General features: G+C 70.9%; 13 protein-coding genes and 1 riboswitch. Of the genes, 5 read left to right on the top strand and 8 right to left on the bottom strand.

The window, feature by feature from the left end:
• Window position 1: 1 nt before the first annotated feature.
• The 7 genes from BFF78_RS17995 to fahA all read right to left on the bottom strand — a co-directional run bounded on the left by BFF78_RS17995 (window position 2) and on the right by fahA (window position 6,734).
• On the bottom strand, window positions 2–790 hold the full coding sequence (locus BFF78_RS17995; RefSeq protein ID WP_069779291.1) for an ABC transporter ATP-binding protein: 789 nt from the start codon (window positions 788–790) through the stop codon (window positions 2–4).
• On the bottom strand, window positions 774–1,688 hold the full coding sequence (locus BFF78_RS17990) for an ABC transporter permease (RefSeq protein ID WP_069779290.1): 915 nt from the start codon (window positions 1,686–1,688) through the stop codon (window positions 774–776). The genes BFF78_RS17995 and BFF78_RS17990 overlap by 17 nt, the downstream gene beginning before the upstream one ends.
• Window positions 1,685–3,028: an ABC transporter substrate-binding protein gene (locus BFF78_RS17985; protein ID WP_069779289.1), complete on the bottom strand. Its 1,344-nt coding sequence runs from the start codon at window positions 3,026–3,028 to the stop codon at window positions 1,685–1,687. The genes BFF78_RS17990 and BFF78_RS17985 overlap by 4 nt, the downstream gene beginning before the upstream one ends.
• 14 nt (window positions 3,029–3,042) lie before the next feature.
• On the bottom strand, window positions 3,043–3,270 hold the full coding sequence (locus BFF78_RS17980; protein WP_031166915.1) for a 4Fe-4S dicluster domain-containing protein: 228 nt from the start codon (window positions 3,268–3,270) through the stop codon (window positions 3,043–3,045).
• A gap of 49 nt (window positions 3,271–3,319) precedes the next feature.
• Window positions 3,320–4,108 (bottom strand): GntR family transcriptional regulator, encoded by a 789-nt coding sequence (locus BFF78_RS17975; RefSeq protein ID WP_069779288.1) that lies wholly within the window; start codon window positions 4,106–4,108, stop codon window positions 3,320–3,322.
• A 170-nt stretch (window positions 4,109–4,278) separates the two neighbouring features.
• Window positions 4,279–5,217 (bottom strand): M56 family metallopeptidase, encoded by a 939-nt coding sequence (locus BFF78_RS17970; RefSeq protein ID WP_069779287.1) that lies wholly within the window; start codon window positions 5,215–5,217, stop codon window positions 4,279–4,281.
• 299 nt (window positions 5,218–5,516) lie between these two features.
• Window positions 5,517–6,734, bottom strand: a complete 1,218-nt coding sequence (gene fahA / locus BFF78_RS17965; protein WP_069779286.1) for a fumarylacetoacetase — start codon at window positions 6,732–6,734, stop codon at window positions 5,517–5,519.
• A gap of 305 nt (window positions 6,735–7,039) precedes the next feature.
• Between fahA and BFF78_RS17960 the strand changes: the two genes are divergently transcribed.
• The 3 genes from BFF78_RS17960 to BFF78_RS17950 all read left to right on the top strand — a co-directional run bounded on the left by BFF78_RS17960 (window position 7,040) and on the right by BFF78_RS17950 (window position 10,483).
• Window positions 7,040–8,284, top strand: a complete 1,245-nt coding sequence (locus tag BFF78_RS17960; RefSeq protein WP_069783646.1) for a carboxylate--amine ligase — start codon at window positions 7,040–7,042, stop codon at window positions 8,282–8,284.
• Window positions 8,285–8,331: 47 nt separating this feature from the next.
• Complete coding sequence (locus BFF78_RS17955) at window positions 8,332–9,534, top strand: FAD-dependent oxidoreductase (protein ID WP_069779285.1); 1,203 nt, start codon at window positions 8,332–8,334, stop codon at window positions 9,532–9,534.
• A 136-nt stretch (window positions 9,535–9,670) separates the two neighbouring features.
• Window positions 9,671–10,483 (top strand): Cof-type HAD-IIB family hydrolase, encoded by an 813-nt coding sequence (locus BFF78_RS17950; RefSeq protein WP_069779284.1) that lies wholly within the window; start codon window positions 9,671–9,673, stop codon window positions 10,481–10,483.
• 185 nt (window positions 10,484–10,668) lie between these two features.
• Here BFF78_RS17950 and BFF78_RS17945 read toward each other — a convergent pair whose 3' ends face one another.
• Window positions 10,669–11,160, bottom strand: a complete 492-nt coding sequence (locus BFF78_RS17945; protein WP_069779283.1) for a transglycosylase SLT domain-containing protein — start codon at window positions 11,158–11,160, stop codon at window positions 10,669–10,671.
• Between the two features lie 4 nt (window positions 11,161–11,164).
• Window positions 11,165–11,342, bottom strand: a riboswitch (cyclic di-AMP (ydaO/yuaA leader).
• 621 nt (window positions 11,343–11,963) lie between these two features.
• On the opposite strand from BFF78_RS17945, the gene BFF78_RS17940 reads away from it, so the two are divergent.
• Both BFF78_RS17940 and BFF78_RS17935 read left to right on the top strand, forming a co-directional pair.
• Window positions 11,964–12,974 carry a polyprenyl synthetase family protein gene (locus BFF78_RS17940; protein ID WP_069779282.1) on the top strand — a complete coding sequence of 337 codons (1,011 nt, stop codon included), beginning with the start codon at window positions 11,964–11,966 and terminating at the stop codon, window positions 12,972–12,974.
• A 486-nt stretch (window positions 12,975–13,460) separates the two neighbouring features.
• On the top strand, window positions 13,461–14,663 hold the full coding sequence (locus BFF78_RS17935; RefSeq protein ID WP_069783645.1) for a LolA family protein: 1,203 nt from the start codon (window positions 13,461–13,463) through the stop codon (window positions 14,661–14,663).
• The last annotated feature ends 34 nt before the right edge of the window (window positions 14,664–14,697 follow it).

The raw sequence follows: 14,697 nt of genomic DNA, 5'->3' as shown, positions 1-14,697 counted from the left end.
TTCAGGAGCCGAGCGAGGTGAGGATGTCGCGGCGCAGGGCCACGCGGGCCGGGTCGTCGAGGGCGCTGCGGTCACGGGGTCCGGGTACGTCGCGTACGACGGCCACCCGGCCGGAGCCGAGCAGGGCCACACGGTCACCGAGGAAGAGGGCCTCGTCCACGTCGTGCGTGACGAAGACCACGGTCGCGCCCGTGCCCCGCAACACCTCCACCAGCAGGTCCTGCATGCCGGAGCGGGTCTGGGCGTCGAGGGCGCCGAAGGGCTCGTCCATCAGGACCGCGCGCGGGCTGTCGGCCAGGGCGCGGGCCAACTGGGCGCGCTGGCGCTGCCCGCCGGACACCCGGTGCGGCAACTGCCCCGCCTGCGCGCTGAGCCCGACACGGGCGAGCCAGGACCCGGCCCGGGAACGGCGTTCGGAGCGCGGGACGCCGCTGATGGCGAGCGGCAGTTCGACGTTCCCGCGCAAGGTGCGCCAGGGCAGCAGCGCGTCCTCCTGGAACACCAGCGCACGGTCGGCCGACGGCCCCGTCAGCGGCACACCGTCCGCCTCGGCCGCGCCGTCCAACGGAGACAGCAGCCCGGCGAGGGTGCGCAGCAGCGTGGACTTGCCGCAGCCGGACGGGCCGACGACGGTGAGGATCTCGCCGGGCGAGACGTCCAGGTCGACGTCGTACAACACCGGCGCGTCCGGTCGGCCGAGCACGGCGGCCCGGAAGGTGAGCCGGGTGCCGCGCTCGGCCCCTGATGTGGATGCGACGGGAGCGGTGACGGTCTCAGACGAGGTGCTCATCGCGGGCCTCCTCGGTTTCCTTCTGGCCCTGCTGCTCGGGCTGGGCCTGGTCCTCGGACTCACCGCCGGCACGAACGGGGGCGGCGACAGGCCGGGGCACGCGGGTACGGCCGGCGGGGACGTACGAGGTGCGGGGCAGCCAGCGGGTCAGGCGTCGGCCGAGGAGTTCCACGGCCGTGGAGGTGACCCAGCCGAGGACGCCGATCGTGACCATGCCGACGAAGACGCCCGGGTAGTTCACCACCGTGTAGTCCTGCCAGGTGCGGTAGCCGACCCCGTACTGGCCGGAGATCATCTCGGCGGAGATCACACAGATCCACGACACGCCGATGCCGACCGACAGTCCGCCGAAGATGCCGGGCAGCGCGCCCGGCAGCACGACCGAACCGAGGATCCACAGCCGACCGCCGCCCATGGTGCGCACCGCTTCCTCCCAGACGGGAGCCAGCGCGCGGACGGCGTGCCGGGTGGAGACCAGCACGGGGAAGAAGGCTGCGGTGCAGGTGATGAACACGATGCCCTGCTCATTGGAGGGGAACAGGAGGATCGCGACCGGGACGAGGGCGATGGCCGGGATCGGGCGGATCACCTCCAGGATGGGGCCGAGCAGGTCCTCGGCGAGGCGCGAGCGAGCCACGAGCACGCCCGTGGCCACGCCCAGGACGGCTGCCAGGGCGAAGCCGGTCAGGATGCGGGTGAGGCTGTCGGTGAGGTCGGTCCAGTAGTCGCCGCCGGAGAGCCGGCCGGTGAAGGCGCGGGCCACGTCGGTGACCGTCGGGAACTGCGAGAAGCGCAGCCACAGATCGACGTTCAGGCTGGTCAGCGTTTGCCACAGGCCGAGGAAGGCGGCGAGGGAAGCCGTTCGCAGCGCATACCGGGCGAGGGGTCGCCGGGTCATGAGGCTTGCTCCAGAGCCTCGCGGTACGACACTGTGCGGGCACCGCCGTGGGCGGTGACGTAGGCCTGCGCGGTCGACGGTGTGACGAACGGCAGCAGTTGATCACCGTTGGCCACCCAGACCGCCTTGTCGGCGAACCAGAGGGTGCCGGTGGTGGTGTCGGGCACATAGGCGGCGCGGACGGCGTCCTGGTGCCCGGCTACATAAGTCAGCAGCTCCCGCGCCGACTTGAAGGAGACGGTCTTCTCGCTGCCCTTGGGCCACACCTCGCTCGCGGCCGGTGCGGGCGCGGCGGTGAGCTGCTTGGCGTAGGAGGTGCCGAGGGCCTTCTTTACGTACTGGTCGTCGACGAAGGAGTCCACGTCGATGTCGCCGGTCAGCTTGGCGGCCTTCAGTACGGACACGTCTTGCTTCAGCGCGGAGACGAGCTGCGGTTTTACGGCGGGGTCGAAGGTGGCGATGCCGTGGGCGCCGTTGTAGAGGTAGACGACCTCGGCGGGCAGGCCGGTGGCCTTGGCGACCTTCTCGGCGGCGGTGACGGGGTGGGCATTGAGGTAGTCCGTCGCCTCCGCCTGGGCCTTGAGGAAGGCATCCAGGACGGCCGGGCGCTGTTTGGCGAAGTCCTCGCGGGCGGTGACGCCGTGGAAGGTGGGCAGGTTCAGCTGGGCACCGTCGTACAGGGCCTTCGCCTTGCCCTGGTAGGTGAGCAGACCCGGCCAGGCGACGAACTGCGACAGGGCGTCCACGCTGCCGGAGGAGAGCGCCGAGGCGCCTATGGCGGGCTGCTGGTTGAGTTTGGAGATGCCCTTGTCGGGGTCGATGCCAGCGCGTCGCAGGGCCCGTACGAGGGTGCCGTCGGCGGCGGAGCCAACGCTCGTGGAGACCTTCTTGCCCTTCAGGTCCTTCAGAGAGGCCAGCCTCGAACCGGATGCGGCGACGACGGTGTTGAGGCCGCCGCGCAGGTTGTAGCCGGTCACTGAGACCAGGTGGGTGTGGCTGCCGAGCTGTTTGCCGCGGGCGGCGTTGAGCAGCAGCGGGAAGTCGCCCATCGAGCCGATGTCGATCTTGCCGGCGGTCATCTGGGCGGTGATCGGGGCGCCGGTGGCGTAGTCCTGCCAGTCGACCTTGTAGGTGTGGCCGTCATGCAGGGAGTTGAGCTGCTTCTCGAAGGAACCGAGGGAGCGCAGCAGTGTGCCCGCGGTGACGGTGTTGATGGTTTTGGACTGGTAGCCGACGGTCACGGTGACCGTGGAGCCGCTGCCCGCATCGGCGCTGCCGCCGCAGGCGGACAGGGGAAGGAGGAACGCGGTCGCGGACGCGGCAACTGCTGTTCGTTTCATGGTGGTTGCACCTCTCACCGGAGCAGGTAGGGCATGTTGACGGTGACGGCTCCGGTGGGGCAGCGGGCCGCGCAGGGGCCGCAGTACCAGCACTCGTCGACGTGCATGTACGCCTTGCCGTTGGTCTCGTCGATGGCGAGGGAGTCCAGCGGGCACATGTCCACGCAGAGGGTGCAGCCGTCGATGCACTTCGACTCGTCGATGGTCACGGGCACGTCGGCCCGCTGGGGCGCCAAGGGCATGGCTGTCTCCAGGAAACGTGCAGGCAGGGGTGGGCGCGAGCGGGGGTGTCTACGACCGGTGGAGCAGGCCGCTCATGGTGATCCGGTCGCCGCGGAAGCGGATGAACTCCAGGTCGACGGGGCGGCCGTCGGCGAGGTGTGTGAGGCGTTCCAGCATCAGTACGGCCGAGCCGCGCGGGGCCTGGAGTACGGCGGCGGAGTGGGCGTCCGCGGTCACCGCCTCCAGGGTGATCTCGGCGTGGCCGAGGGGCTGTGCGGTGACGGCTTCCAGGAGGCGGAAGACGTCGGTGTTCTCCAGGTCGGCGCCGAGCAGGGCGGTGCCGATGTCGAGCGGGATGTAGGTGAGGTCGAGGGAAAGGGGGAGGCCGTTCAGGCGGCGCAGGCGTTCGATGTAGAGGACGTCGGCGCCGGCGGGGACGTGGAGGCGGTCGGCCACCGGGGCGGGTGCGGGGGCGGGGCCCATGGTGCGGACCTCGTTGGTGACGCGGCCGTGTTCGTGGAGGGTTTCCGCGAGGCCCATGAGGCGGTCGAGGCCGTGGGGGTACTTGCGGGCGACGACCACGGTGCCGACGCCGGGCAGTCGTTCCACCAGTCCCTCGGCCCTGAGGAGGTCCAGGGCCTGGCGGACGGTGTTGCGGGAGGCGCGGTAGTCGGCGGCGAGGGTGGACTCGTGGGGGAGGGGGCCGTTCTGGAAGGCGCCGGTGAGGATCTGGTGGCGCAGCAGGTCGGCGAGTTGCCGGGCCCGGTCCGCACGCAGCCTGCGCCGCGCGCGGTGGGCGGCGACGGTGGTCGCGGCGCCCTGACCGGCATGGTCGCGGGGGCGGTCGGTGGGTGGCATGGCTGGAACCATACCGAGGCGGTAGGGAAAGTCGTGTTGCCGAAGTGTTGCGCCAGGTGAGGAGGCGTTGGATACCTCACTGAGCTGCGGGTTTTCCTATCAGCACGGGAAGATCTGCCACCCGGCCACCCGGCCACCCCGCCCCCCGGCCACCCCCCCCGGACGGCCAGTCAGGACAGTGCCGTCAGTCCCGGAGCGAACGTGATCAGCAGTGGCAGCAACGGCACCAGGGCGGCCACCGTGGTCGTCAGGGCCCGGTGCCGGCGCAGCAGCCTCGGCGGCGGCTCCAGCAGGCGGTCCACGCGTTCGCCCAGGAGACGCCGGCTGGAGTCGCAGGACAGGACGCCGCGGTGCTGGTTCAGCTCGATCAGCGCGAGGGCCGTGGTGAGGTTCCCGCAGCGCCGGGACGCCGTGTCGTCGGCCGCGAGCTCGACCAGGCGGTGCGTCTGGTCGCAGAAGTGGGCGAACAGCGGTACGCGCGGGAAGCCGGTGGCGAGCGCGGTGGACAGGTGCAGCAGCCAGTCGTGGTGGGCACGCGCGTGCCCGCGTTCGTGGGTGAGGACGGCATCCAGCTGGTGGTCGGTGAGCCGCTGCAGCGCGCCGGTGGTGACGACCAGCTGCGGCGGGTGTCCCGGCATCCACCACGCGTCCGGGTACTCGTCCTCCAGCACCAGCATGGGGCCGCGCGCCGCCGGCAGCCCGGCCGGCAGGTCGGGGGCGCGCTCGCGCAGTTGTGCGCGGACCTGGCCTCGGCTGCGCCGGGCCTCTGCGAGTTCCCGGCCCAGCATCGCCGTCGTCCAGGCGGCTCCGCAGGCCAGCAGCACGGTGAGGGCGGCAGCCCAGACCGGCGCGGCGGAGAGGTCGTAGGCGGCGGTGACGGAGGGCGGGGCGGGGGCGAACACGCGGTCGCGGACGGTGTGGAAGACGGCCGCCGTGCCCAGGATCAGTGCGGCCAGGCAGCACAGCAGGACGGTGGCGACCAGGCACTGCCACACCCACAGTGCGACCACGGGTTCCCGCTCGGGCCAGGCGGCGCGGGTCAGCGCGCGCGGCGCCGGCAGGGCGGCCGTCAGGGCGACGACGCTCAGCAGGAGCAGGCAGACGGTCATGCCGGGGCTCCGGTTCCTGGTCGGAGAGTTGTGCGGGTGCCGGGTGGTACGGGGCGATGCGCCACGGGCGCGTCGCGTGGTGCGTGTCCGCCCAGTATGACGGTGCGGGGCTGCGCGAGTCAGGTCTCGGCGGTGATCCGTCCCGAGGCTGCGGCCGCCAGCTGTCCTGACCGCTGCAGGCCATGTACGCCCTCCCCCGTGAAAGCACGTCTTGTACTCACCGCTTGTATCAAGCGGTGAGTACAAGATGCTCGCCCCGGCGGACTTCTTGTTACAAGGTGCCGTTCAGCTCGACATCGTCACCCTGCCACGACCCGACCGCTGACCTCCCCCAGTCCGACACGGCGCCCGTCCGCGGCGGGGGCCCAGGCGGAGAGGGTCACCACGTCGCCGTCCTCCAGGAAGGTCCGCTTGCCGTCCGGGAGTTCGAGGGGGTCGCGGCCGTTCCAGGTCAGTTCCAGCAGTGAGCCGCGCTGACGCTCCTCGGGGCCGCTCACCGTGCCCGAGCCGTACAGGTCGCCGGTGCGCAGTGAGGCGCCGTTCACCGTCATGTGGGCGAGTTGCTGGGCCGCGGTCCAGTACATGGTCGAAAAAGGCGGCTCGGAGACCACATGGCCGTTGATGGCGACGGAGATCCGCAGGTCGTAGCCGCCGGGCTCGATGCCGGGCGCCGAGTCGTCCAGATAGGGCAGCAGCGGGTGGGTGCGCTCCGGAGGCGCCACGCGCGCGTGCTCCAGCGCTTCCAGCGGGGTGATCCACGCCGACACCGAGGTCGCGAAGGACTTGCCGAGGAACGGGCCGAGGGGGACGTACTCCCAGGCCTGGATGTCCCGCGCGGACCAGTCGTTCAGCAGGCACAGCCCGAAGACGTGCTCGCGGAAGTCGGCCAGGTCGACCGGGCTGCCCAGCGTGGACGGCACGCCCACGACGAAGCCGACCTCGGCCTCGATGTCCAGCCGGATCGACGGGCCGAAGACGGGCGCCGGGTCGGTGGGCGCCTTGCGCTGCCCGGACGGCCGTACGACGTCCGTGCCGGAGACGACTACCGTGCCGGAGCGGCCGTGGTAACCGATCGGGAGATGCTTCCAGTTGGGGGTGAGGGAGTCCTCCGCGTCCGGGCGGAAGATCTTGCCGACGTTGCGGGAGTGGTTTTCCGAGGCGTAGAAGTCGACGTAGTCCGCCACCTCGAAGGGCAGGTGCAGGGTCACCTCGGACAGGGGGTGGAACAGCGGCTCGAGGGTCTCGTGGTGCGCGGGGTCCGTGACCCAGGCGGTGACGGCGCGCCGTACCTCCGACCAGGTCGGCCGGCCGGCGGCCAGCAGCTTGTTGAGGGTGGGCCGCGCGAGCAGCGCGTGGTGCGGGGAGCCGAGGGCGGCGGCTGCGGCGCCCGCGTCGAGGACGTGGTCCCCGAGCCGGACGCCGACCCTCCGCTCCGTGCTGCCGGAGGGCGAGAACACGCCATAGGGAAGGTTGTGCGGGCCGAAGGGGTCGCCCTCGGGGACGTCGAAGGGGGGCATGGGGTGCTGCCTCACTCTCATCCGGGCCGTGCGCGGCGATCGTTTCATGTGGTCGGGCCACACGTTACGGCCGTGATGCGTGTCTTGGGCAGTGCCTCCTGCGGTGGCCCGGAGGGTGTCCGAAAGGTGCGTGTCGCAGGGGCTTCGAAAGGTTGCTCGCACCCTGTCTAAAGAGTTCGCAATGTCCGAATAGGCCTTGTCGGAGGGGGCAATTCCGGCTTAGCGTCCTTTGGGGACACGGACGGGGTGGGTCCGTTCCGTTGGGGGGACACGTGGGGGGACCCGTGGCCGGAAACACCGTCGGTGTGCCGTTCGAGGCGGACCGGGACGTACCAGGACTGATCGTCAAGTTCGGCGACTATCCGCTGCACCATGGCGGTGTCGGTGCGATTCGCAGCCTCGGCCGGCTCGGCGTGCCCATGTATGCCATCACCGAGGACGCGTACACGCCCGCGGCCTCCTCGCGCTATCTGAAGAAGGCCTTCGTGTGGCCGACGACCGGGGCGGAAGCCCCGGGTCACCTGGTCGAGGGCCTGCTGCGGATCGGCCGTCGCATCGGCCGCCCCGCTGTCCTGATCCCGACCGACGAGGAGGCCGCCGTACTGATCGCCGAGCACCAGGGCGATCTGACCGGATCCTTTCTCTTCCCGCGTGTCGACCCCGGGCTCCCGCGCCGCCTCGCCAGCAAGCAGGGCCTGCACGAACTGTGCGTGGAGCACGGCATCGCGAGCCCCGCGTCGGCGTTCCCGGAGTCGTACGAGGACATCGTCGCCTTCGCCGACACGGCCCGTTTCCCGGTGGTGGCCAAGAACCGGGAGGCGTTCGTCCGGCGCAGCAAGCCCGCCGTCAACGGCACCACGAAGATCGCCACGCGCGCGGGGCTGCTCTTGCTCGCCCGTGACTGGGGCGAGGAACCCGGCGTGATCCTCCAGGAGTACCTGCCGCGCGAGGAGGCCGAGGACTGGATCGTGCACGCCTGCTTCGACCAGGACTCCAGCCCCCTCGCGCTGTTCACCGGGGTCAAGGTCCGTTCCTGGCCGCCACACGCCGGCATGACGGCGAACGCGTACGTCGTCGACAACCCGGAACTCACCGACCTCGCCACGCGTTTCATCAAACAGATCGGCTACAGCGGCATCATCGACCTCGACCTGCGCTTCGACCGGCGCGACGGACAGTACAAGCTCCTGGACTTCAACCCGCGCATGGGCGCCCAGTTCCGCCTCTTCGAGAACGAGTCGGGAGTGGACGTCGTACGCGCGATGCATCTGAACCTGACCGGCCGCCCCGTTCCGGAGGGGGAACAGCGCGCCGGCCACCGCTACATCGTGGAGAACATCGACCTCCCCGCCCTCCTCGCCTACCGCCGCAGCGGCTATACGACGCCGCACGCGCCGGCGAAGGCGAGCGGGACGGAGCTGGCCTGGTTCGCGGGTGACGACCCGCTGCCGTTCCTCACGATGCTCGCCCGCTTCGTGCGCCCGGGCGCGAAGCACCTCTATCAGCTGTGGCGGACCAACCGCCGCGGCAGCGGCACCACCACGAAGTAGGCAAAGCCACACCAAGAGTGGCGCACCATGTCCTGGGGAGGGACTTCGTGACTCGACCGGTTGCAGTCATCGGGGCCGGGCCGTTCGGCCTGTCCACCGCCGCCCATCTGCGGGCGCGCGGCATCCCCGTCCGCGTCTTCGGCGACCCCATGGTCAGCTGGCGCGACCACATGCCCGAGGGCATGCTCCTGAAGTCCACGCCCGTCGCCTCGAACTTCGACTGCCCGCAGCCCGGCCACACCCTCGCCGACTACTGCGATGCGGCCGGGATCCGCCGCCTGGTGGCCGACGAGGACATCATCCCGGTGCAGACGTTCATCGGCTATGGCGAGTGGTTCCAGCAGAAGCTGGTGCCCGAGCTGGAGCGGGTGCGGGTGGTCTCCGTCGACCGCGACAAGAGCGGCGGCTTCGAACTGAAACTGGACTCGGGGGAGATGTTCACCGCGCGCGCGGTCGTCGTCGCCACCGGTCTGTCGGGCCTCGCGTACCTCCCGGCGGACCTCGCGGGAGCCGCGGCCGACGGACCGGCGCCCACGGGCCCGGTCTCGCACAGCTCCCAGCATCACGACCTGAGCCGTTTCGCCGGCAAGGAACTGATCGTGATCGGCGCCGGCCAGTCCGCGCTGGAGACGGCGGCGCTCGCGGCGGAAGCGGGGGCACGCGTGCGTGTGGTCGCGCGGGGCCGCGGCCGGGTCGCCTTCGGCGCACCACCGTGGGACCAGCCGAGGCTGCGCCCCGAGTCCCCGTTCGGCAACGCCTGGTCCCTGTGGGCGCTCAGCTACTACCCGCACCCCTACCGCTACCTGCCGGAGGCCACCCGTCACTTCCTGGTACGCCGCGTCCTCGGCCCGCTCGGTGCCTGGTGGCTGCGCGAGCGTTTCGAGAGCGCCGTGCAGGTGCAGGACGTGGAGCGGGTCGTGGCCGCCGAGGCGCCGGACGGCAGCCCCGTCCTCACCGTCCGCACCCACGGCGGGCAGGCCGAGCGGCTCACCGCCGACCACGTCATCGCCGCCACCGGCTACCGCGTCGACATAGCGGCGATGGACTTCCTCGGCCATGAACTGCGCACCCGGCTCGCGGTGAGCCGTGGCACGCCGAAGCTCGGCCCCGGCTTCGTCTCGTCCGTCCCCGGCCTGTACTTCACCGGTCTGCCGGCGGCGTCGTCGTACGGCCCGGTGATGCGCTTCGTCTGCGGTACGGAGTTCGCCTCCCCGCGCCTTGCCAAACACCTGGCGGCGGCCCACGGCTGAAGCCGCGGAGCCGACCGCGCACGCCGGGCTCCGTCATCAACGAGGAACCGGAGGACACCACTTGGGGTGTACCAGTACGTAAGTGCGCAGCACGGCAAGGTGAGTCGGCGGGGCGCGGTATCCGTATTCTCTGATCATGGCAGCCTCCCCCGTGTATGCACTGATCGCCACCGACCTGGACGGAACGCTGCTGCGCGGCGACGACACCGTCTCCGAGCGGTCGCTCGCCGCGCTCGCGCGGGTGGCGCGGGCCGGTGCCCGTCACCTGGTGGTGACGGGCCGTCCGGCCCCGCGGGTACGGCCTCTCCTCGCGCTCCTCGGCTGCCCGGGGCTCGCGGTGTGCGGACAGGGCGCACAGGTCTACGACGCCGCGTCCGGCCGCCTGTTGTGGTCGGTCCGGCTGGACCGGGAGCTGGCCGAGACCGCGCTCGGCAAGATCGAGGCCGAGGTGGGGCAGGTCTACGCGGCGGTCGACCAGGACGGCGTCGACGGGCTCACGCTCATCGAGCCCGGCTATCGGATGCCGCACCCCACCCTGCCCGCGGTGCGGGTCGGCCGGCGTGACGACCTGTGGTGCGAGCCGATCAGCAAGGTGCTGCTGCGCCATGCGGCCCTGTCCGACGACGAGTTGGCGGACATCGCGCGCGCGGTGGTGGGCTCGCTGGCCACGGTCACCATGTCGGGGCCGGGGACGGTGGAGCTCCAGCCGTCCGGGGTGACCAAGGCGACCGGTCTCGCGCTGGCCGCCGAGCGGCTCGGGATCGCGGCGGAGGAGGCCCTGGCGTTCGGCGACATGCCCAACGACATCCCGATGTTCGACTGGGCCGGACACGGGGTCGCCATGGCCAACGCGCACTCCGAACTCAAGGCGGTGGCGGATGAGATCACCCTGTCGAACGAGGACGACGGCATCGCCGTCGTCCTCGAAAGACTGTTCCCGACCGACTGACCGGCACATCAGTACGCGGCCCGGCTGGCACGCGCCCGGTGTGCCGAAGTGCCCGCCCGGGGCGGGCACCGCTCGGCGGGAGGTCCGTGAATGCCCGGCGGCCGCCCGGTACGTCCCCCTCCGTCAGGTGCGGGAACGTACTGGGCGGCCGGTGTCGGGCCGGTCCGCCGGACTGGCGGGGACGGTCAGTACGCGCTGTAGACGTTGTCGATCGACCCGTAACGCGCGGCGGCGTAGTTGCAGGCCGCGGTGATGTTGGCGACCGGGTCGTAGGGGCTGAACGCGGTGCCGGACACGTGGTAGGCGTTGAAGGTCGGGTCGATCACCTGGAGCAGGCCCTTGGACGGGGTGCCCGCGGCGGCGTTGGAGTCCCAGTTGTTGATGGCCAGCGGGTTGCCCGAGGACTCCCGGATGATGTTGCGGTAAATGCCGTTGTAGGTGCCCGGGATGCCCTTCTTGGCCATGATCGCGAGCGACTTGCGGATCCAGCCGTCGAGGTTGTTCGGGTACCCGGCGAGGGTGGTGGAGGCCTTCGTGGTGGTCGTGCCGGTGGCCGCGGAGGCGCTGGTGGCACCCATGAGCGGCAGGGCGAGGACGGCGGCACCGGTGCCGGCGACCGCGAGGGTGCGCAGGAGGCGGTTGGTCCGGGTACGGCGGGGCTGAGCGGCAGCAGACATGGGGAAGTCCTCTCCGGCGCCTGCGAGGTGAGCTGTCGGGTTCGGGCGGGGAGGTGCCCGGCCGTGCCCGGAAAGGCACGGCTTCACCCCTAGCCGTTCCGGTGCGACGTGTGCCGTCCGGTCCGGCGACTTACCTGGGTCCCCCGCTCCTGCCGTACGAATGAGTTCGTCGATGGGTTATGCGGGCGGCGGCAGGATTAGGCGTCCGCCCGACGGCCCGGAACGTATGCGAGAGCACATGTCGGGAACAAGTGCCTGATTCACACAACGCACTGTTTGACCTTTGTTTGTGCCATATGTGGTACTTGATCCTTTGCGGTTGCCAATCCTCAACTCGCCGACAGGGCAAGAGGGGAGGGTGGTCCGGCAGGTGTGGGGTGTCGATGTGGGTGCGTGACCCAACTCACGAAATCGCAAAGCGCCGCAAATCCGACATGGGGGATTTAGGTTGATCGGCCGAGTGGCGGAACCCGTGATGCGATGCCCGTCGTCGTCCTGGCGGCCGCGGTGATCGCGGCGGCCGTCGCGTCGGGCATGATCGTCGTGGCATGGAGGGGGTGTCGGCGTTACTCCGCTCGCTCCCCGGTTCGCGACAAAGTGTGCGGGTTCCTGTTAAGTCGATAAATGTCCGTTCTTACCACTTGATCAAAAACATACCGGTCATGATCCGATACCGCCCAGGCTGGACCGGTGGGCGCTATCGGTGATCGAAACAGGACCGGATACGCTGACTTGAGTGATGGCAGCGACCTATCGACAAGCCGTGTAATCGCCAGCAGACACCAGCAGACAGGAGACCCCTCGTGACCGTCGTCGGGCCGTTCGGGCTGAGCGTGCGGGACCAGGCTCTGGAAGCCGATGTCCAGGTCGGATTGGCGGCTGTCGAGGAAGGCTTGCTCGAGGCCACCAAGAGCGAGGTCCCGTTCATCACGGAGGCCGCGCAGCACCTCGTACGGGCCGGCGGGAAGCGGTTCCGGCCGCTGCTCGTGATGCTCGCGGCCCGGTTCGGTGACCCCTACGCGCCGGGCATCGTGCCCTCGGCCGTGGTAGTGGAGCTGACCCACCTGGCCACGCTGTACCACGACGACGTCATGGACGAGGCCGCGGTACGGCGCGGCGTGGACAGCGCCAACACCCGCTGGGGCAACTCCGTCGCGGTCCTCACCGGCGACTTCCTCTTCGCCCGCGCCTCCCAGATCCTCGCCGACCTCGGCCCCGAGGCGGTCCGGGTGCAGGCCCTCGCGTTCGAGCGGCTGGTCACGGGCCAGATCCTGGAGACCGCCGGTCCCTCGGACGGGCGCGACCCGGTCGAGCACTACCTGGACGTGCTCGGCGGCAAGACGGGCTCGCTGGTGGCGGTGTCGTGCCGGTTCGGCGCGATGATGTCCGGCGCCGACGAGACGGTCGTCGACGTGCTCACCCAGTACGGCGAGCGGCTCGGGGTCGCCTTCCAGCTCGCCGACGACGTCCTGGACATCGCCTCCGACTCGCACGAGTCCGGCAAAACCCCGGGCACCGACCTGCGCGAGGGCATCCCGACGCTGCCCGTGCTCCGGCTGCGCGAGCGGGCCGCCCGGCTGGGGCTGCCCGAGGACATCGCCCTGTGCGAGCTGCTCGACTCCGACCTCAGCGACGACGCCCGGCACGCCGAGGCACTGACCGCGCTGCGCGCCCACCCCGCGCTGGAGCAGGCCCGCCGGGACACGGTCCGGTACGCGGAGGAGGCCCGCGCCGCGCTGGCACCGCTGCCGGAATGCGACGCCAAGGCCGCGCTGATGGAGCTGTGCGACGCGGTGGTGCACCGCGCGGGCTGAGCCCGGCCGGCGGGCGCGGCACGCCTCCCGGGGGTCCGGTCGACCCCGGCTGTCCGCCGCGCCCCGTCGCTCAGCACTGCTCCGGCTGTCCGCCGCGTGACACCTTCCGGCACCGCCCCGGCCGGCACCACCTGGCTTACACCACCTGGCTTACACCTGGCCTGCACCACCTGGCCTGCACCCCCGGCTGCCGGCCGCGCTCGGCACCTCCCGGCGCAGCCGGCCGTACGGCCCTGCGCGGGTCCCTACGACCCCTTACGCTCCCGTCCGTCCCGGGGAGACCCCTACGGGTCGGGGGAGTCGGTGCCCCTACGTGTCATACCGCAGGCGTACACGGAGTTGGCTCCGTGGTCTGACGCTTCCTCATGGCCGATTTGGTGAGATGGAAACCGCGGAAATCACCAACGCTCACCGATTCGGGTGAGAATGGCGGCTCTGGTGGACCAGCGTGGGACGGCCGCCGCCGACGACGGAGGTAAGGCACACATGGCACCGTACGAATCCGACGACGCAGTGGACGCCGCGCGGGACGAGAACCCGCACGCCGGACGCCGCAAGGCCGCGCGCTACGCGGTCCCGGTCGCGGTGGTGGGGGTGGCGGCGGCCACGATCGGGCTGGTCCCGGCGCTCGCCGCATCCGGTGACCCCGACCTGCCCAAGATCACTGCACAGCAGCTCATCGAGAAGATCGCCAAGTCGGACGTCCAGCAGGTGTCCGGCACCGTGCGGATCAGCACCGACCTCGGCCTGCCCAACCTCGGCGGCCTGGAGAACAGCCTGGCCTCCGGCGCCGCCAAGGGCTCCGGTGACGGCTCTTCGGCCGACCCGAAGGCCAAACTCACCTCGCTGGTCTCCGGCACGCACACGCTGCGCGTCGCCGCCGACGGCCCCGAGAAGCAGAAGCTGTCGCTGCTGGAGAGCGGCTCCGAGTACAGCCTCATCCACAACGGCAAGGACGTGTGGGGCTACGACAGCAGGAGCAACGAGGTCCAGCACGGCACCTCGGCCGACTCCGGCAAGGACCACCGGGCCGAACCCCCGGCCACGCCGAAGGACTTCGCCGACCAGGCGCTGAAGTCGGTGGACGACACCACGTCCGTCACCGTCGACGGCACCGAGCAGGTGGCCGGCCGCGACGCCTACAAGCTGCTGATCAAGCCCCGGCAGTCCGGCACCACGGTCGGCGCGATCAGCATCGCCGTCGACGCGAAGACGGGCATGCCGCTGAAGTTCACGCTGACCCCGAAGAGCGGCGGCGCCGCCGTCCTCGACGCGGGCTTCACCCAGGTCTCCTTCGCCAAGCCGGCCGCCTCCACCTTCGACTTCACCCCGCCCAAGGGCGCGAAGGTGACGCAGGAGAAGCAGGACTCCACGGCGCGGGAGCACGCTCCCAAGGCCGGCGAGGGCTTCCTCCAGGGCCACGACGGAGGCACCGTCCTCGGCAAGGGCTGGACGTCCGTCGCCACCTTCGACACCGGCGCCAAGGGCGGCCTGCCCACCGGCGGCTCCAAGGCCGGCGACCTCGGCGGCTTCCTCGGCTCGATCGGCGACAAGGTCTCCGGCAAGTTCGGCAAGGGCACGGTCTTCTCCACCCGCCTGGTCAACGCCCTGATCACCGACGACGGCAAGGTCTACGCCGGCGCGGTGACCAAGGACGCCCTGGTGAAGGCGGCGAACACGGGGAAGTGACCCGCTCCGGGCACTACCGGGCGTGACCGTACGT

Origin of the sequence: Streptomyces fodineus, assembly GCF_001735805.1 — a bacterium.
GTDB classification, from domain to species: domain Bacteria; phylum Actinomycetota; class Actinomycetes; order Streptomycetales; family Streptomycetaceae; genus Streptomyces; species Streptomyces fodineus.
The sequence above is the reverse complement of the archived record's forward strand: the minus strand, read 5'-3'. Positions and strand labels throughout refer to the sequence as shown.